An 18,352-nucleotide genomic window follows, 5' to 3' on the forward strand; every position below is an offset into this window, starting at 1 on the left:
CCGATGCCAGGCGATGCCAGGCATAACTGACTGATTTCCACGCTCAATCGCTGACAGGGTCAGGAGAGGATGTCAGAAAGAGGCGTCAGGGCAGGCGCAGCGGGATCGCCTGCTGGGCCAGCCAGTTTTGCAACGCCTGATCGGGCGCGCTGTCACTCACCAGCAGATCAAAGCGCTGCAGCTCGGCGATGCGGGCAGGCAGCACCTTGCCATATTTACTGCTGTCAGCCACCAGCACCGACTTTCGGGCGCGCAGCATGGCGTGATGCTTCATCATCAGCTCATTGGTGTTGTAGCAGGTCGCGCCCTGATCTTTGTCGATGCCCGCCGCAGAGATAAAGGCCAGCGTCGGGCAGAGATCGTCAAGGATGGTATGCACGCCAATCGGCGTAAACAGCGCGTTGTCGGCATGAAATTCACCGCCGCTGAGAATCACGTTACAGGCCGGTTTCTCTTTCAGGGTCAGAAAGGTATTCATGGCGCAGCAGATGGCGGTAAACGACAGAGTGTCAGGAATCGCATCCACGATGTAGGGCAGGGTGGTGCCGCAGTCAAAAAAGACCGTATCGTTCTCGTTGATCAGGCTGGCGGCCGCCTGTGCCAGTCGCTGCTTTCTGGCGGCATTCTGGCCATGCTGATCGCTGACAAAATAGTGGCTGGCATGACTTTTCGGATCGCTGACGATATAGCCGCCCAGCAGGACCACGCTGGAGCCCGGCTCGGTTAAATCGCGGCGAACCGTCATCTCTGAGACGCCAAGCAGCTGGGCCGCATCTTTCAGATGCAGTTTGTCGGTGCGTTTCAGCGCCTGCGTCAGCTTGTGAATGCGTTCATCGCGCCGGGTTTCCATGGTCATCTCTCTGTTCCCTATCCTGCAGTGCGGAGGAAAGACGCCGGGATCGACGTCAATACGCTACAAACCTCACAGATTTGAATGAGTTGCGTCTCATCCGCCAGGCTGGCAGTCAATCTTACCCGCATTCCGTGAGGGCCGCAAACCTCCGCCGTGCTGTCAGCGCGTGGTGATATCGGCACATCACCGCGGGCGGTTGTGGCTTTCACCATCCGCGTTCAATGATGTTAGATTGTTATAATAATAACACTGAAAATCCCATTGCATGCCGTTGTTCGCCCATCACCACCGTGTCAGGATGTGGTTTTTGTCACATATTTAACCTTTAAGAATTGTTATTGTTACTTTAATAACATTCTAAGTTTAAAAAACATCCGGGAGAAAAGGTCATGACAATTGCGGTCATCGGCTCAAACATGGTCGATCTGATTACCTATACCAACAGCCTGCCAAAAGCGGGCGAAACCCTTGAAGCGCCCGACTTTGCCATTGGCTGCGGCGGTAAAGGGGCCAACCAGGCGGTCGCGGCGGCAAAAATGGGCGGCAACGTGATGATGGTCAGCAAGGTCGGTGACGATCTCTTTGCTCCGAACACCGTTGCAAATCTTCAACAGCAGGGCGTGGACACGCGCTTCGTCACCACCGCACCAGGCACCTCCAGCGGCGTGGCACCGATTTTTGTCGATGACCAGTCGCAGAACCGCATTCTGATTATCAAAGGTGCTAACCAGCAGCTGAAACCGGCCGATATCGACGACGCGGGAGAGGCGCTGAAAGCCTGCCAGCTGATCATCCTGCAGCTGGAGATCCCGCTGGAGACGGTCTATTACGCCATCGATTTTGCCCGCCAGCATCAGATCACAGTGATCCTTAATCCGGCGCCGGCCGTAGCCACGCTTGATATTGATTACGCCTGCAAATGCGACTTCTTTATGCCCAACGAAACCGAGCTGGAGATCCTCACCGGTCTGCCGGTCAGCAGCGATGAAGAGGTGATCCTCGCCGGACAGTCGCTGCTGAAACGCGGCCTTAAAAATCTGATCATCACCCTGGGCAGCCGGGGATCGGTCTGGATGAGCGGCGACGAGATCCATCGCGTGGATGCCACACCGGTTCAGGCGGTCGACACCAGCGGCGCGGGCGATGCCTTTATCGGCTGCTTTGCGTATCTGCTGGTGGAAACCGGCGATGTGGCCGCCGCCATGACCCAGGCGTCTGCCTATGCCGCCTGCAGCGTCACCGGGCGCGGCACCCAGCGCGCCTATCCCGACGCAGAGAGTTTCCAGCGTTTTCTCAACCGTAACTGAGGTTCTGCCATGCAACAGAAAATTGTTCAGCAATCTGATGGTTATCTGAATAAAACGCCGCTGTTCCAGTTCATCCTGCTGTCGTGCCTCTTTCCGCTCTGGGGCTGTGCGGCGAGTCTTAACGATATCCTGATCACCCAGTTTAAAAGCGTATTTGCCCTGAGCGACTTTGCCAGTGCGCTGGTGCAGAGTGCCTTTTATGGCGGCTATTTTCTGATTGCGATCCCCGCGTCGCTGGTGATCCGCAAGACCAGTTACAAGATGGCGATCATGATCGGCCTGGCGCTCTACATCGCCGGCTGTATCGCCTTCTATCCCGCCTCGCACATGGCGACCTACACCATGTTCCTGGCAGCGATATTTGCCATCGCCATCGGCCTGAGTTTCCTGGAAACCGCCGCCAACACCTTCAGCTCGATGATTGGCCATCGTGATCACGCCACGCTGCGCCTCAACGTCAGCCAGACCTTCTATCCGATCGGGGCGCTGATGGGGATCGTGCTGGGCAAATATCTGGTGTTCCAGGAGGGCGACAGCCTGGAGAGTCAGATGGCGACCATGACGGCAGAGCAGGCACATGCGTTCCGCCTGACGATGCTGGAACACACGCTGGAGCCCTACAAATATCTGGTGATGGTGCTGGTGGTGGTGATGCTGCTGTTTATGTTCACCCGCTATCCGCGCTGTAAACCCGAAAGCAGCGAGAGGTCGCGCCCTTCGCTGGGCGAGACCTTCCGCTATCTGGCTGGCAACCGACACTTTAAACGCGGAATTGTGACTCAGTTCCTCTATGTCGGCATGCAGGTGGCCGTCTGGTCGTTTACCATTCGTCTGGCGCTAACGCTGGGGGCGACTAATGAACGTCACGCCTCGAACTTTATGATCTACAGCTTCATCTGCTTCTTTATCGGCAAGTTCGTGGCGAACTTCCTGATGACCCGTTTCCGCGCCGAGAAGGTGCTGATTGCCTATTCGGTGCTGGGCGTGCTGACGCTGGCTTATGTGATGCTGGTGCCGAACTTTACCGCCGTCTACGCTGCCGTCTTTGTCAGCGTGCTGTTTGGTCCCTGCTGGGCGACGATCTACGCGGGAACGCTGGCGACGGTCGATAACAAATACACCGAAGTCGCGGGCGCGTTTATCGTGATGGCGATTGTCGGTGCGGCCTTTGTCCCCGCGCTGCAGGGCCTGGTTTCGGACTCACTGGGTTCAATGCAGCTGGCATTTGGCGTCTCGCTGCTCTGTTTCGCCTGGGTCGGATTCTACTTCTATGGCGAACTGCGCCATAAAAAACAGCCGGTTGCGACCGGTCGTCTGGCGGAGGAGTTACCATGAAAACCCGTTTACCCTTAGCGCGTGAACAGTTTCACACCACACCCTGGGTGCTGCTGGAGAGCGATGATTTCCGGGTTGAGCTGTTTCGTTATCCGGCGGGCATTGAGGCGGTGCGCATTCATAACCGACGCGGCAGCGTGACCGTGCTGCCGTTTCTCGGGCAGATGATCTGGGACGCAGAGTTCGACGATCATAACCTGACCATGGGCCACAGCTTTAAGCAGCCACTGCCCGCAAATTCGATCATCGACACCTATGGCTGTTTCGCGTTTCATTCGGGACTGCTGGCCAACGGCTGTCCCTCACCAGAGGACGATCATCCGCTGCACGGTGAGATGGCCTGCGCCCGCATGGACAGCGCCTGGCTGGTGCTGGAGGATCAGACGCTGTCGCTGGAAGGGGAGTGTGAATATGTCAAAGGCTTCGGCCATCACTACCTGGCCGCACCCGCCGTCCGCATTCCGGCCGATCAGCCCCGGCTGACGATTGAAATGACAGTCACTAATCTGGCTGGCGCGCCGATGCCGCTGCAGTATATGTGTCACCTCAACAGTGCGTGGATCGATCAGGGCCGCTTCCGGCAGTCGATCCCCGAACAGGCATTCCAGTTGCGTCGCTCGATCCCGGCGCATCTGCGACCGACGCCCGCCTGGCGGGATTACACCGATCGGCTGGCACGCGATCCGCAGGCGTTACAGCAGCTCGATCAGCCGCAGCTTTGCGATCCGGAGATCGTCTTCTTCGCGGACGATCTGCCGCAGTATGGCGATGAGGTGCAGTTTGAGTTGCATGCGCCGCAGGGCTATGCGCTGATGACGCGCTTCTCCACCGCGCAGTTCCCGCACGCCACTCGCTGGCTGCTGCACAACCACGATCAGCAGGTGGCGGCCTATATCCTGCCCGCCACCTGCCGGCCAGAGGGCTTTCTTGCCGCGCAGCAGGCTGGCACGCTGATCACCCTGGCGCACGGTGAACAGCGCCACTTTTCTGTCGAGACCGGCTTACTCTGAGCCGGGTTTAAATTGCCACCAGGCCGCGCACACCCTCTGCTTCCATGGTGTCGCCGCGGCCACGCTGCACAATTTCTCCGCGCGACATCACCAGATAGCTGTCCGCCAGCTCCGCCGCGAAGTCATAAAACTGCTCCACCAGCAGGATCGCCATATCTCCCCGTTGCGCCAGCTGGCGGATCACCGCGCCGATCTCTTTGATCACCGAAGGCTGGATCCCTTCGGTCGGCTCATCAAGGATCAGCAGCTGGGGCCGACAGGCCAGCGCCCGGCCAATCGCCAGCTGCTGCTGCTGACCGCCAGAGAGGTCGCCGCCCCGGCGTGACTTCATCGCCAGCAGCACCGGAAAGAGCTGGTAGATCTCCTCCGGCACTTCACGCGCCTGCGCAGCCGGAAAGCGTGACAGCCCCATCAGCAGATTCTCTTCCACCGTCAGACGCGGAAAGATTTCCCGCCCCTGGGGCACCCAGGCGATGCCAGCCTGTACCCGCTGGTGCGGCTTGCGGCCATTCATGCGCTGCTGCTGCCAGTGAATCTCGCCCGACTTCGCCGGGATCAGCCCCATCAGGCATTTCAGCAGCGTGGTCTTCCCCACGCCATTGCGCCCCAGCAGACAGGTAATTTCGCCAATCTTTACCTCAAAAGACAGGCCGCGCAGAATATGACTGCCGCCATAATATTGATTCAGTTCAGTAACCTGTAACATTTCAGCGCCCCAGATAAACGTCGATAACCTGCTCGTTGGCCTGCACGTCGCGCAGCGAACCCTCGGCCAGCACCTGACCCTGATGCAGCACTGTCACGTGGTCGGCAATGGTTTCGACAAAGCCCATGTCATGCTCCACCACCATCAGCGAATGCTTGCCCGCCAGGCTGCGGAACAGCTCGGCGGTGTAGTCCGTTTCGGCATCGGTCATACCCGCGGCCGGTTCATCCAGCAGCAGCAGATGCGGCTCCTGCACCAGCAGCATGCCGATCTCCAGAAACTGCTTCTGGCCATGCGACAGCAGGCCCGCGCGACGCTGGCGTTCGCCGCCCAGCCGCAGCAGTTTCAGCACCTCATCAATGCGGTCACGCTGTTCGCCGCTGAGGCGGGCGCGCAGGCTGGCCCAGACCGATTTATCGGCTTTAAGCGCGATCTCCAGATTTTCGAACACGGTTAACGCCTCAAACACCGTGGGCTTCTGGAACTTGCGGCCGATCCCGGCGCGGGCGATCTCCACCGGCGAGAGACGGGTCAGATCGCTGTCCTGGTCGTAGATCACCCGGCCAGCGTCGGGCCGGGTTTTGCCGGTGATCACATCCATCAGCGTGGTTTTGCCCGCACCGTTGGGGCCGATCACGCAGCGCAGTTCCCCGACGCCGATCTGCAGCGAAAGATCGGTCAGCGCCCGGAAGCCTTCAAACGACACGCTGATCTTCTCCAGTTGCAGCACCGGATCGCGCTGCACCCGATGGCGATCCGCCAGTTGAGTTTGGGTAAACAGGGCATCACTCATTTTTTCCTCCGGCGCAGCAGGCCAATCACGCCGTGCGGCAGAAACAGCGTGACCAGGATAAACATCAGCCCCAGGAAAAAGAGCCAGTATTCGGGGAAGGCGACGGTGAAGAAGCTGCGCGCGCCGTTAACAATCGCGGCACCCAGCAGCGGGCCTATCAGCGTGCCGCGTCCGCCCAGCGCCACCCAGATCGCCGCTTCAATCGAATTGGCCGGTGACATCTCACCCGGATTGATAATGCCGACCTGCGGCACATAGAGCGCCCCGGCCAGGCCGCATAGCACGGCGGAGAGCGTCCAGACAAAAAGCTTGAAACCGCGCGGGTCGTAACCACAGAACATCAGGCGGTTCTCCGCATCCCGAACCGCAGTCAGCACCCGGCCAAATTTGCTGCGCGCCAGGGCGAAGCCGATCGCCAGGCTCAGCAGCAGCAGCAGCACCGTGGCGATAAACAGCCCGATACGGGTGGGGGTTGCCGTCACCGAAAAGCCGAGCAGGGTGGTAAAGCCGGTAAAGCCATTGTTGCCGCCAAAACCGGTTTCGTTACGGAAGAACAGCAGCATCCCGGCGTAGGTCAGCGCCTGGGTCATGATGGAGAAGTAGACGCCTTTGATCTTCGAGCGAAAGGCAAAAAAGCCAAAAATCAGCGCCAGCAGGCCCGGCACCAGCATGCTCAGGCAGAGCGCCCAGACGAAATAGTCGGTGCCGGTCCAGAACCAGGGCAGTTCCCGCCAGGAGAGAAAGGACATAAAGGCGGGTAAACCCTCGCCTGCGGCCTGGCGCATCAGGTACATGCCCATGGCATATCCACCCAGGGCGAAAAAGAGGCCGTGGCCCAGCGACAGCAGTCCGGCGTAGCCCCACACCAGATCCAGCGCCACCGCGACCACCGCGTAGCAGAGGATTTTGCCGACCAGCGTCAGGGTATAGGTGGAGATCGCCAGCGGATGCGTGGCGGGCAGCAGCGCCAGAAACGGCATCACCAGGAGCGCTACGGTAATCGCCAGGCCAATGCTGATGGTCAGGCGCGGCGCGGTGCGCGCCACGCGAAGCGTTATGGGTTGCGTCATCAGTCAGTCACCCTTCCTTTTACCGCAAACAGCCCCTGCGGACGTTTCTGAATAAACAGCACGATAATCACCAGAATCAGGATCTTGCCCAGCACGGCGCCAATCTGCGGCTCCAGCACTTTGTTGAGAATGCCCAGGCTGAACGCGGCAACCACGGTGCCCGCCAGCTGACCGACGCCACCCAGCACCACCACCAGGAACGAGTCGATAATGTAGCCCTGGCCCAGCTCCGGTCCGACGTTACCGAGCTGCGACAGCGCCACGCCACCCAGCCCGGCAATGCCCGAGCCGAGTCCAAACGCCAGCATATCGACGCGACCGGTCGGCACGCCGCAGCAATCCGCCATGGCGCGGTTCTGGGTTACGGCGCGCACGTTCATGCCAAGGCGGGTCCGGTTCAGCAGCAGCCAGGTGAGCGCCAGCACAAACACCACAAACAGGATCACCGCGATGCGGTTCCACGGCAGCACCAGATTGGGCAGCAACTGCAAGCCACCCGAAAGCCACGCCGGATTCGCCACCTCCAGGTTTTGCGCCCCGAACAGCACCCGCACCAGCTGGATCAGCATCAGGCTGATCCCCCAGGTGGCGAGCAGCGTCTCCAGCGGACGGCCATAGAGATGGCGGATCACTGTGCGTTCCAGCGCCATGCCGATGGCGGCGGTGACCAGAAAGGCGACCGGCAGCGCCAGCAGCGGATACCAGGCTAAATAGTGCGGCGCAAACTGCTGAAACAGGCTCTGTACCCACCAGGTGGCGTAAGCACCGAGCATCAGCATTTCACCGTGCGCCATGTTGATCACCCCGAGCAGGCCATAGGTGATCGCCAGACCCAGCGCGGCCAGCAGCAGGATGGAACCCAGCGACAGGCCGCTGAAGGCCTGCCCCAGCAGATCGCCCCACATCAGCCGTTTCTGAATCTGTTGCAGACTTTCCGCCGCGGCGGCCCGTACCGTGGCGTCCGGCTCATTCGCGGGCTGGGTCAGGCGTTGCAGGCTGGCTTGCGTATTGGGATCGCTGGACTCACCCAGCAGTTTCACCGCCCGCAGGCGCACCATCGGCTCGCCATCCGCCAGTTGCAGATTCGCCAGCGCCAGTGCCAGTGCGGCATGAACCCGGCTGTCCTGCTCGGCGGCAAAACGCTGCTCCAGCAGCGGCAGCTGGTCGGCAACGCCCTCACTTTGCAGCTGCTGCGCTGCACGCAGACGCAGGGCCGTATCAGTGCTCACCAGCTGGTGGGCGGCCAGCGCGTTGTTAACCAGCACGCGCAGACGATTGTTCATAAACAGCTTTTTCAGGTTGCCCGTGGGCTGCGCCACCGCATCCAGCGGCTGCAGCGTGGATCCCTGCTGGCTGAACGGCTGTTTATTCTGGTCGATGACCACCGTTTCGGCATGCAGTGCTTCCAGCAGCGGCAGACGATGGCTGTCCGGTGCGGCGGCCCACTGTTGCAGCAGCGTGGCCTGCTGACTGCGGCTGGCGGCGGCAAAGTCAGCCGCCGGTCCGGCACTGGCCAACAGCGGCAGCAGCAGCAGCAGACTGAAAAAGCAGCGACATAGATTCATAAAAGGAGCCTCGTCAGGGGAGAGCAGCACGGCGGGGTGCCGTGCTGCCGCTTCACAGCGGGTGACGCTGCGTATCTATCAGCAACCCGCGATTACTGCGCGGTTTTCACCGGGTGATCGGGTTTTTTGTCGTTACCGGCAATGTACGGGCTCCACGGCTGCGCACGTACCGGCTGATCGGTCTGCCACACCACGCTGAACTGGCCGTTCTCTTCCACTTCACCAATCATGACCGGTTTATGCAGATGATGGTTGGTCTGATCCATGGTCAGGGTAAAGCCATCCGGCGCTTTAAAGGTCTGACCGGCCATCGCCGCCCGCACTTTGTCCACATCCGTGGTGCCCGCTTTTTCCACCGCCTGCGCCCACATATGAATGCCAACATAGGTCGCTTCCATCGGGTCGTTGGTGACGACGGTGGCGGCGTTCGGCAGGTTATGTGCTTTGGCATATGCGCGGTAGTCGGCGACAAACTTCGCGTTGGTCGGATTATCGATAGACTCGAAATAGTTCCAGGCGGCTAACTGACCCACCAGCGGTTTGGTGTCGATGCCGCGCAGCTCCTCTTCGCCCACCGAGAAGGCGACCACCGGAATGTCAGTGGCTTTAATCCCCTGGTTCGCCAGCTCTTTGTAGAACGGCACGTTGGAGTCGCCGTTGATGGTCGACACCACCGCCGTTTTGCCGCCAGCCGCAAACTTTTTGATGTTGGAGACAATGGTCTGGTAGTCGCTGTAACCAAACGGCGTGTAGACCTCTTCGATATCTTTATCCGCCACGCCTTTGCTGTGCAGGAAGGCGCGCAGGATCTTGTTGGTAGTACGCGGATAGACATAGTCGGTGCCAAGCAGGAAGAAGCGTTTCGCGCTGCCGCCATCTTCGCTCATCAGATACTCCACGGCCGGAATCGCCTGCTGGTTAGGCGCAGCGCCGGTGTAGAAGACGTTGGGTGACATCTCTTCCCCTTCATACTGCACCGGATAGAACAGCAGGCCGTTCAGCTCTTCAAACACCGGCAGCACCGATTTGCGCGACACCGAGGTCCAGCAGCCAAACACCACCGCCGCCTTATCCTGAGTCAGCAGCTGCCGCGCCTTCTCGGCAAATAGCGGCCAGTTAGAGGCGGGATCGACCACCACCGGCTCCAGCTTTTTCCCCAGCACGCCCCCTTTGGCGTTGATCTCATCGATGGTCATCAGCGCCACATCCTTCAGCGGCGTTTCTGAAATCGCCATGGTGCCGGAGAGCGAATGCATGATCCCCACTTTGATGGTGTCAGCCGCCTGCACACTCCAGGCGAACCCCATGCTGACAACGGTGGCGGAGAGGGCGAAAGCCTTGATCAACGAACGTCTTTTCATCATCTGAAACCCCTGAGTAGTTGTTGTGTTATTCGGTGAGCTGGAGCCGGGCCTGCTGAAGGCGGTGCAGCGTGATCTTTCTGACCTCCGCCTTACTCACGGCGATGTGATCGGTCAGGATGCGTTGCGCCCCGGCGGTCTGCTGCTGAAAAATTGCCTGTAAAATCTGTGCATGTTCCTGATAAGTGGCACAGATGCGATCGTCGCGAGTGAAGTCGAGCCGACGGATAATGCGGATCTTCTCGGTGAGTTCGGCGTGAATGCGTGCCATCTCCGGGTTACCCGCTGCCGCCACCAGCGTCATGTGAAACGCTTCGTCATGCTGCGACACCACCAGGCCCTCTGTAAGCGCCCCCGCCTCGCACCAGAACTGGTTCAGTTCGTTTAACAGCGCGGCACACTGCGGCGCGGGCAGGGCGCAGAGGCGTTTGACCGCCTCGCACTCCAGCACGGTGCGCAGGTCATACAGCGATTCGAACCAGGCGAAATCGAAGTTCTTAATCTGCCAGCCGCTGCGAAACCAGACGTCGACAAAGCCTTCGCGTTCCAGCCGGAACAGCGCCTGACGGACCGGGGTGCGGCTGACCGCCATCCGTCCGGCGATTTCGCTTTCGCTGAAGCGATCGCCGGGCATCAGGCGAAAGGCGAAGATATCGGCCTTCAGCGCCTGATAAACCCGTTCCGCCAGCGCTTCCGGGCGGGCTTTAGGGGAGTGGGGTTGCGTTGTCATTACCGCTCCTTATTCCAGCCACAGCAGGTTATCGCCAGGACTGACCGGACGGCCCGCCTGGCAGGCAATCCGCGTCACACGACCGGCCTGCGGGGCGACAATCGCCAGCTCCATCTTCATCGCCTCCACGATAATCAGCGTCTGCCCGGCGCTGACCTCGTCGCCCGACTGCACCAGCACTTTCCAGATGTTGCCATTGAGATCTGCCTGCACCGCCAGCCCGCTCTCCTCCTCTTCGCTGACGCTGGTGAGCGTTTCATCCTCCGGCGACGCGTTCTGCACCTCCTGCGCCCATAGCTGCACTTCCTGTTCAAAAGCGGCGGCCTGGCGCTGGCGGAACGCTGCAATTTCAGCGGCGTGGTCGGCGAGGAACTGCTGGTGGGCGGCAAAATCAAACTGCGTCTCTTCAATACGCAGGCTGGCGCGGCCTTCGCGGAAATCTTCGCGCAGCTGGGTCAGTTCGGTTTCACTCACCGGATAGAAGCACACCTGATCGAAGAAGCGCAGCAGCCACGGCGCATCGGTAGCGAACTGCGGATTTTTCAGGAAGGTATTCCAGATGGGCAGCGTGCGGCCCACCAGCTGATAGCCGCCGGGCGAATCCATGCCGTAGATGCACATGTACATGCCGCCGATCCCTACGGTACCTTCGGCGGTGAAGGTGCGCGCCGGACTGTATTTGGAACTCAGCAGGCGATGGCGTGGATCGATCGGAACGGCACAGGGCGCGCCAAGGTAGACGTCGCCCAGCCCCAGCACCAGATAGCTGGCGTTGAACAGGGTATCGCGCACCTCATCGCGGCTGCTTAAGCCGTTAATCCGCTGGATAAAGTCCACGTTGTTGGGCAGCCAGGGGGCGCTGGCGCGCACCGTCTCCTGATAGCGGCTGACGGCGCCCAGCGTGGCGCTGTCTTCAAATGCCATCGGCATCCACACCACGCGGGAGGGCACTTTCAGCGTGCTGACGTCGCCCAGCGTCGCTTCCAGCGCCAGCAGCAGCGACATCAGCCCGGACTGGTGAATGATGCGGCTGTCGTAGCGCACCTGCAGCGAACGCACGCCAGGCGACAGCTCCTCTACGCCAGGCTCCGCCTGCGCCGTCAGCGCATTCATCAGCAGATGGACACGCAGACGCAGCGCCAGATCCAGTACATTGTCGCCATACTCAATCAGCACATATTTGTCGCCCGCCTGGCGATAGACCACTTTCGGCGTGCTGGTCGTGGCCTCCAGAGCGGCCAGAATCGTGGCGGAGCCGTGGGCGGTTTCGGCCAGTGACGGCACGGCAAACGTGGGCGGATGCTCAGGGCGCAATGTCTCAATCAGATGCATCTGCGCTTTTTCCCGCGCCAGCGCATCGTCTGCGGTGATGGGGTGGAAGCGGATGGTGTCGCCAGGTTTAACCTGGCCCACTTTCCACAGCTCGGCTTTGGCGATAGTCACCGGACAGACAAAGCCGCCGAGGCTTGGGCCGTCGTGCGTCAGGATCACCGGGAAGTCGCCGGTGAAATTGACCGCGCCAATGGCATATTCACAGTCGTGAACGTTGGAGGGATGCAGGCCCGCTTCACCGCCGTTGGCGCGGGTCCAGGTCGGTTTCGGGCCGACCAGCCGCACGCCGAGGCGGTTGGAGTTGTAGTGCACCTGCCAGTCACTGGCGAAGAACGCATCGATGGCGGCCTGGGTGAAGAAGTCCGGTGCGCCGTGCGGGCCGTAGAGCACGCCGATGCGCCACTCGCTGCCGTAGTGCGGAATCAGCGCCGCATCGAGCGGCTGCGGATCGCTGACCGGGGCAGGCGTGGTGCAGGCTGCCCGATCAGGCTGGGAGATCGCCAGCATATCGGCAACCCGCAGGGTGCGTCCGGCGTGACCGCCAAACTGGCCCAGCGAAAAGGTGCTGCGGCTGCCCAGATACTCCGGCACGTCGAAGCCGTTACGTACGGCCAGATAGCTGCGGCAGCCCGTCCGGGCGCGTCCCAGCGCCAGAGTCTCTCCCGCTTTCACCGCCAGCGGCTGCCAGGTGCTGACCGGTTCGCCCTCCAGCGTGGCGTCGCAGTCAGCACCGGTCAGCGCCACGATGGCATCACAGTGGAAACGCAGCGTCGGCCCCTGCAGGGTAAATTCCAGCCCCGCCGCCGCGTCATGATTACCGACGATGCGGTTAGCCAGCCGGAAAGCGAAGTCATCCATCGGGCCGGAAGGCGGCACGCCGATATCCCAGTAGCCGAGGCGGCCTGGATAGTCCTGAACCGAACTGAAGGTACCAGGTTGCAGCACTTCCACCACGGAGGAGGCAGGCACCACGCTGTCGAGGTAGCGCGTCCAGACGTTGCCGCTGCGAAACGCGTCGCTGGCGGTAATCTGGCGCAGATAGTCGAGGTTGGTGGCGATGCCGTGCAGTTGAGTGGCATCCAGCGCATGGCGAAGTTTTTCCAGCGCCGCATCGCGGGTGTCGGCATGCACGATCAGTTTGGCGATCATCGGATCGTAGAAGCTGGAGACCTCGCTGCCGGTTTCGATGCCGCTGTCGACCCGCACGCCGTCAGGGAAAGTTACGCCGGTTAGCAGGCCGGGGCTGGGCTGAAAGTTCTTGAGTGGATCTTCCGCATAGAGCCGCACTTCAATGGCGGCGCCCTGCGGCGCCTGCTGCAGACGTGACCAGTCAACCGCATCGCCCGCCGCCACCTGCAACATGCACTCCACCAGATCGAGTCCGGTGACGCACTCAGTGACCGGATGCTCCACCTGCAGGCGGGTGTTCACTTCCAGAAAGTAAAAGGCCTGCTGGTCGACGTCGTAGATATACTCCACGGTGCCTGCGCTGCGGTAGTTCACCCGCTCGCCGAGCCGCACCGCCGAGGCGAGCAGGGCGTCACGCGTCGCCGGAGACAGACCGGGCGCGGGCGTCTCTTCCACCACCTTTTGATTGCGGCGCTGCAGTGAGCAGTCGCGTTCACCCAGCGCGACCACAGTGCCGTTACCGTCACCAAAAATCTGCACTTCTACGTGGCGGGCGCGATCGATGCAGCGCTCCAGAAACACGCCCGCATCACTGAAGAACTGCTCGCCAAGACGGCGTACGCTCTCCCAGGCGCTGGCGAGCGCTCCGGCGTCGGCGCAGCGCGTCAGGCCAATGCCGCCGCCGCCCGCCGTGCTTTTCAGCATCACCGGATAGCCGATCTTATCGGCCGCCTGCATCGCCTCCTCCAGCGACGCAAGCAGCGGTGTGCCGGGCGTCATTGGTACACCCGCACTGGCTGCCAGCTCACGGGCACGGTGCTTAAGGCCGAACTCACCAATCTGCTGCGCGGTGGGGCCAACAAAGGCGATCCCTGCCGCTTCACAGGCTTCGGCAAACGGCTGGCTTTCTGAAAGAAAACCGTAGCCCGGCCAGATAGCCTGGGCGCCGCTCTGCTGAGCCGCCGCCAGAATTTTGTCGATGCGCAGATAGCTGTCGCTGGCTTTATCGCCGCCCAGCGCGATAGCGATATCCGCCTGCTTAACGTGCTGCGCGTTGCGGTCAGCATCTGAATAGACCGCGACACTTTTGACGCCAAGGCGCTTCAGCGTCCGAATGGCGCGGCAGGCGATTTCGCCGCGGTTGGCAATCAGTACGGTGGTGAACATGATCAGTGACTCCCCTGTGATGCCAGCCAGTTGCGCCAGCCGCCCGTCTCAGTAATCTCCAGCGCGTTGTTCAGCGCCGCGCCTTCGCAGATAAAGCCTTTCACCACCCGCCCATCCGCCAGCGTCAGGCTGCCGATGCCCAGCGGTGCGGGAATCTCGGCCACAAACTCACCAAAGCGCGCCAGCGGGATATCCCACAGCTCCACGGTGATAGCGGCGCCCTGTTCGTCACGCATCAGGCCGGGTTTTTTGATCGCGCCCTCCAGCAGGGCAAACAGGCGATAGTGTGGCGCGGTCTTCGTCTCTTCCACCCAGACGGCATGGCGATCGGTGAGCTGGAAATTAAGCGGCATTCCGGTGAGATGCGCGCCCACTACCGCCAGCCGGACATGGTCGGCGGAGGCGGGCAGGCTGGTGCGCCAGGCAGGGCAGGGCTGGCCGGTCGCGCCCAGCGGCAGAGCAAGCTGCTGCTGCCAGCGAATGCCAAACTCAGCCAGCGCCCGATCGTGCCAGGCGGGCGCAATCAGCGTGATGCCTGCCGGGAGATCGTCATTGCGAAACGGTGCGGGCAGCGCCAGCGCGGTGAGGTCGGCAAGGTTGGTAAAGTTGGTATAGGTGCCAAACTGCGAGTTGAAGTGAATCGGCTCCTGCTTCATCTCCTCCAGGGTATGAATCGTGGGCGAGGTCGGCACCACCAGCGCGTCAAACTGTGCCAGCGTCTGCTGAATCTGGCGCGTCAGTTCGGCCCGCAGATACTCCGCCTTATAGGCATCGACTGCGCTGTATTTCAGGCCACTGGCGATAATCTCGTGTACCACCGGATCCATCTCCGCCGGGCGATCAAGCATCCCGCCCACCGCCGCCGTGCGTTCGGCGACCCAGGCACCGTAGTAGAGCTGTTCAGCCAGCTTCCGGAACGGGGTGAAGTCGATAGGGTGCAGCGTCACGCCACCCGCCTGCAATGCCTCCAGCGCCTGGTCCCAGGCGGCTTCGGCGGCGGCATCATCAAAAAACTCCGGGTTCAAAGGTACCGCAAAATGGGGATGGACGGGCAGGCTGGCCGGGGCGGTGCGCGGATTAATGCGCGAATAGGCGTCACCGGCATCATAGCCACCCATGACGCTGGCGACGCTAAAGGCATCTTCTGCCGTCAACGCAAACACGGAAATCGTGTCGTTGAGGCGGCAGGCGGGCACCACGCCGCGTGCAGAGAACCAGCCCTTGGTCGGCTTCAGTCCGACAATATTGTTAAAGCCCGCCGGAACGCGGCCCGATCCCGCAGTATCGGTGCCCAGTGAAAAGGCGACCAGCCCGCGCGCCAGCACCGACGCGGAGCCGGAGCTGGAGCCGCCACTGACGTAATCGGCATCAAAGGTGTTACTGACCGCGCCAAACGGGGAGCGGGTGCCCACCAGGCCGGTAGCGAACTGATCGAGGTTGGTTTTGCCGATGACTATCGCGCCGGCGGCTTTCAGGCGGGCGACCGCTACCGCGTCTTCGCTGGCGGTATAGGTAAAGGCGGGGCAGGCGGCGCTGGTCGGCCAGCCCGCCACATCAATGTTGTCTTTGACGGCGAAGGGAACACCAAACAGCGGCAGCGATCCGGGATCGCGCTGATAGTGCGCCAGCAGTGGCTCAATCTGAGCCGCTAACTGCTCCGGTGTCGCCAGATAGATCCAGGCATTATCGTGCGTGTCGAGAGCCGCCAGGTGGGCGCTCAGCAGCGAAGTAATCTGTTGCGGCGCCTGCTGATAGCGCTGCTGCCAGGCGTGAAGCGTCAGGCCAAAGGTTGAAGTCATACGAAGAATTCCAGCTGGTATACAAGATGGAATTCAACAGAGCAAAGGCTGTGCCACTTTTTTAACGCAATGATTCAACAGTTTAATGCGTGCAGTGATAAGATTTTCTGATGATAATTTGCACAATTACGGCGCGCACGCTGAGCGATGACGGTGCGTTTACCTTTCGTGTGCGTAAATTTTGTGAAGAACATGGCAAGAGTCCGGTGGCCTGGTTAGCATGAAGACTGTCTGGCAACTCGCCGGCCCCAGCAACAGAGGAGATTTACGTGGTGAAGTGGCGTAACTGGATAATAGGGATCTGCATGGCCGGCACGGCCAGCAGCGCATGGGCCGATTCGCTTGATCAACAACGGCAACGTTATCAACAAATTAAACAGGCCTGGGACAGCAATCAGATGGCCACCGTGGATCAGCTGTTGCCCACGCTACAGGATTATCCGCTCTATCCTTATCTGCAATATCGCCTGCTGGCACAGGATCTCGATCAGGAGACCACCCTGGCGGTACAGAACTTTATTCGCCAGTATCCTACGTTGCCACCCGCGCGTTCGCTCAGCACCCGCTTTATTAATGTGCTGGCTTACCGACAGGACTGGCAGGGTGTGCTGAACTTCAGTCCGACCGAACCTAAGCCGGTGCAGGCACGCTGTAACTGGTATTACGCCAAATGGGCCACCGGTCAGCAGCAGGCCGCGTTTGACGGCGCGAAGCAGATCTGGCTGCGTGGCACGGCGCTGCCCGCGGACTGCGATAAGCTCTTTTCGGTCTGGCAGGCGTCCGGTCAGATTTCGCCAATTACGATCCTGGAGCGTATCCGGCTGGCGATGAAAGCAGGCAACGACAGCCTGGTGAGCTATCTGGCGAAAACGTTGCCAACTGACTATCAGACCATGTCTGACGCGATACAGGCCCTGCAGCAGGACCCGTTAACGGTTAGTACCTTCGCCAGCGCCGTCGGGCCAACCGACTTTACCCGCCAGGCGACGATTTACGCCTTTACGCGTGTGGCGCGGCAGGACATGGAAAATGCCCGCAGCCTGATTCCGATCCTGGTCCGGGCGCAGAAGATGGGACCGGAGGATGAGCAGGCGCTGAAGGAGATTGTGGTCTGGCGCATGATGGGCAGCGACCTCACCTCTGAGCAGGCACGCTGGCGCGATGCGGTGGTGATGAACAGCGAGTCTACCGCGCTGGTAGAACGCCGGGTACGACTGGCACTCTCTCAGCATGACCGACGCGGCCTTAACACCTGGATCGCCCGTCTGCCGCTGGAAGCCAAAGAGAAAGATGAATGGCAGTACTGGCAGGCCGATCTGCTGTTTGAGAAAGATCGCAAAGAGGAAGCGGAAGAGATCCTGCGCAAACTGATGCAGGCGCGTGGCTTCTATCCAATGGTGGCCGCACAGCGGCTGGGCGTTGACTACCCGTTGCAGGTGGATGAAGCGCCGAAGCCTGACAGTGCCACGGTGCAGGGACCGGAGCTGGCCCGCGTTCGCGAGCTGATGTACTGGGGTCTGGATAACCTGGCGCGCAGCGAGTGGAGCAATCTCATCGGCAGCCGCACGCACACGCAGCAGCAGATGCTGGCGCGCTACGCCAATGAGCAGGACTGGTGGGATCTCAGCGTGCAGGCGACCATCACGGCCAAAATGTGGGACAGCCTGAAAGAGCGTTTCCCGCTGGCGTGGCAGAGCGTCTATGAGCGCAACACCGCGGTGAAGCAGATCCCGCCGAGCTATGCGATGGCGATTTCGCGTCAGGAGAGCGCCTGGAATCCGAAAGCGCGTTCACCGGTCGGCGCCAGCGGTCTGATGCAGATTATGCCTGCCACGGCGGCGCATACCGTGAAGATGTACAACATCCCTGGCTACAGCAACACCAGCCAGCTGCTCGATCCGGAAACCAATATTCAGATCGGCACCCAGTATCTGGAATATGTCTATCAGCAGTTCAATCAGAACCGGATTTTCGCCTCGGCGGCCTACAATGCCGGGCCGGGCCGGGTGCGAAGCTGGCAGAAAACCAGTGCAGGCAATCTTGATGCCGTCGCGTTTATCGAGACCATCCCGTTCTCTGAAACGCGTGGCTATGTGAAGAATGTGCTGGCGTACGACGCCTACTATCGTCACTTCATGTGCAAGCCTGACAAGATCCTGTCAGATGCTGAGTGGAATCGCCGTTACTAGCTGTGCT

General features: G+C 60.8%; 13 protein-coding genes. 4 read left to right on the top strand and 9 right to left on the bottom strand.

Features of this window, described 5'->3' with window-relative positions; genetic code table 11:
• Window positions 1-85: 85 nt before the first annotated feature.
• Window positions 86-856, bottom strand: coding sequence for a DNA-binding transcriptional repressor DeoR (deoR, locus tag ACMGGP_RS01640; RefSeq protein WP_022625373.1), 771 nt, complete (start codon window positions 854-856; stop codon window positions 86-88).
• 386 nt (window positions 857-1,242) lie between these two features.
• On the opposite strand from deoR, the gene rbsK reads away from it, so the two are divergent.
• From rbsK to ACMGGP_RS01655, 3 genes are read left to right on the top strand one after another with little or no spacing between them, the layout of a single operon-like run.
• Window positions 1,243-2,160, top strand: a complete 918-nt coding sequence (gene rbsK, locus ACMGGP_RS01645) for a ribokinase (RefSeq protein WP_498798080.1) — start codon at window positions 1,243-1,245, stop codon at window positions 2,158-2,160.
• Between the two features lie 9 nt (window positions 2,161-2,169).
• The gene (fucP, locus tag ACMGGP_RS01650; RefSeq protein ID WP_061901777.1) at window positions 2,170-3,495 is read left to right on the top strand and encodes an L-fucose:H+ symporter permease; all 1,326 of its coding nucleotides are present in this window, start codon (window positions 2,170-2,172) and stop codon (window positions 3,493-3,495) included.
• Window positions 3,492-4,505 carry an aldose 1-epimerase family protein gene (locus ACMGGP_RS01655; RefSeq protein WP_022625376.1) on the top strand — a complete coding sequence of 338 codons (1,014 nt, stop codon included), beginning with the start codon at window positions 3,492-3,494 and terminating at the stop codon, window positions 4,503-4,505. Before fucP ends, ACMGGP_RS01655 begins: the two co-directional genes overlap by 4 nt.
• 7 nt (window positions 4,506-4,512) lie before the next feature.
• Here ACMGGP_RS01655 and urtE read toward each other — a convergent pair whose 3' ends face one another.
• The 8 genes from urtE to atzF form a co-directional block, all read right to left on the bottom strand.
• Window positions 4,513-5,211, bottom strand: coding sequence for an urea ABC transporter ATP-binding subunit UrtE (gene urtE, locus ACMGGP_RS01660; protein WP_010253632.1), 699 nt, complete (start codon window positions 5,209-5,211; stop codon window positions 4,513-4,515).
• A 1-nt stretch (window position 5,212) separates the two neighbouring features.
• Complete coding sequence (urtD, locus tag ACMGGP_RS01665; protein ID WP_010671705.1) at window positions 5,213-6,004, bottom strand: urea ABC transporter ATP-binding protein UrtD; 792 nt, start codon at window positions 6,002-6,004, stop codon at window positions 5,213-5,215.
• Entirely contained in the window at window positions 6,001-7,074 is a 1,074-nt protein-coding gene (urtC, locus tag ACMGGP_RS01670) for an urea ABC transporter permease subunit UrtC (protein ID WP_033769609.1), read from the bottom strand. The genes urtD and urtC overlap by 4 nt, the downstream gene beginning before the upstream one ends.
• A complete protein-coding gene (urtB, locus tag ACMGGP_RS01675) occupies window positions 7,074-8,639 on the bottom strand; it encodes an urea ABC transporter permease subunit UrtB (RefSeq protein ID WP_187492006.1) in 1,566 nt (521 codons plus the stop codon). The genes urtC and urtB overlap by 1 nt, the downstream gene beginning before the upstream one ends.
• Window positions 8,640-8,731: 92 nt before the next feature.
• Window positions 8,732-10,003, bottom strand: coding sequence for an urea ABC transporter substrate-binding protein (urtA, locus tag ACMGGP_RS01680; RefSeq protein ID WP_498798081.1), 1,272 nt, complete (start codon window positions 10,001-10,003; stop codon window positions 8,732-8,734).
• A 25-nt stretch (window positions 10,004-10,028) separates the two neighbouring features.
• A complete protein-coding gene (locus ACMGGP_RS01685; RefSeq protein WP_498798082.1) occupies window positions 10,029-10,730 on the bottom strand; it encodes a GntR family transcriptional regulator in 702 nt (233 codons plus the stop codon).
• A 9-nt stretch (window positions 10,731-10,739) separates the two neighbouring features.
• Window positions 10,740-14,357, bottom strand: coding sequence for an urea carboxylase (gene uca, locus ACMGGP_RS01690; RefSeq protein ID WP_498798083.1), 3,618 nt, complete (start codon window positions 14,355-14,357; stop codon window positions 10,740-10,742).
• Between the two features lie 2 nt (window positions 14,358-14,359).
• A complete protein-coding gene (gene atzF, locus ACMGGP_RS01695) occupies window positions 14,360-16,156 on the bottom strand; it encodes an allophanate hydrolase (RefSeq protein ID WP_498798084.1) in 1,797 nt (598 codons plus the stop codon).
• 269 nt (window positions 16,157-16,425) lie between these two features.
• On the opposite strand from atzF, the gene sltY reads away from it, so the two are divergent.
• A complete protein-coding gene (sltY, locus tag ACMGGP_RS01700) occupies window positions 16,426-18,345 on the top strand; it encodes a murein transglycosylase (RefSeq protein ID WP_498798085.1) in 1,920 nt (639 codons plus the stop codon).
• Window positions 18,346-18,352 lie beyond the last annotated feature (7 nt).

Origin of the sequence: Curtobacterium sp. BNK-1 (assembly GCF_048685235.1) — a bacterium.
In the GTDB taxonomy this organism is placed as follows: Bacteria; Pseudomonadota; Gammaproteobacteria; order Enterobacterales; family Enterobacteriaceae; genus Pantoea; species Pantoea agglomerans.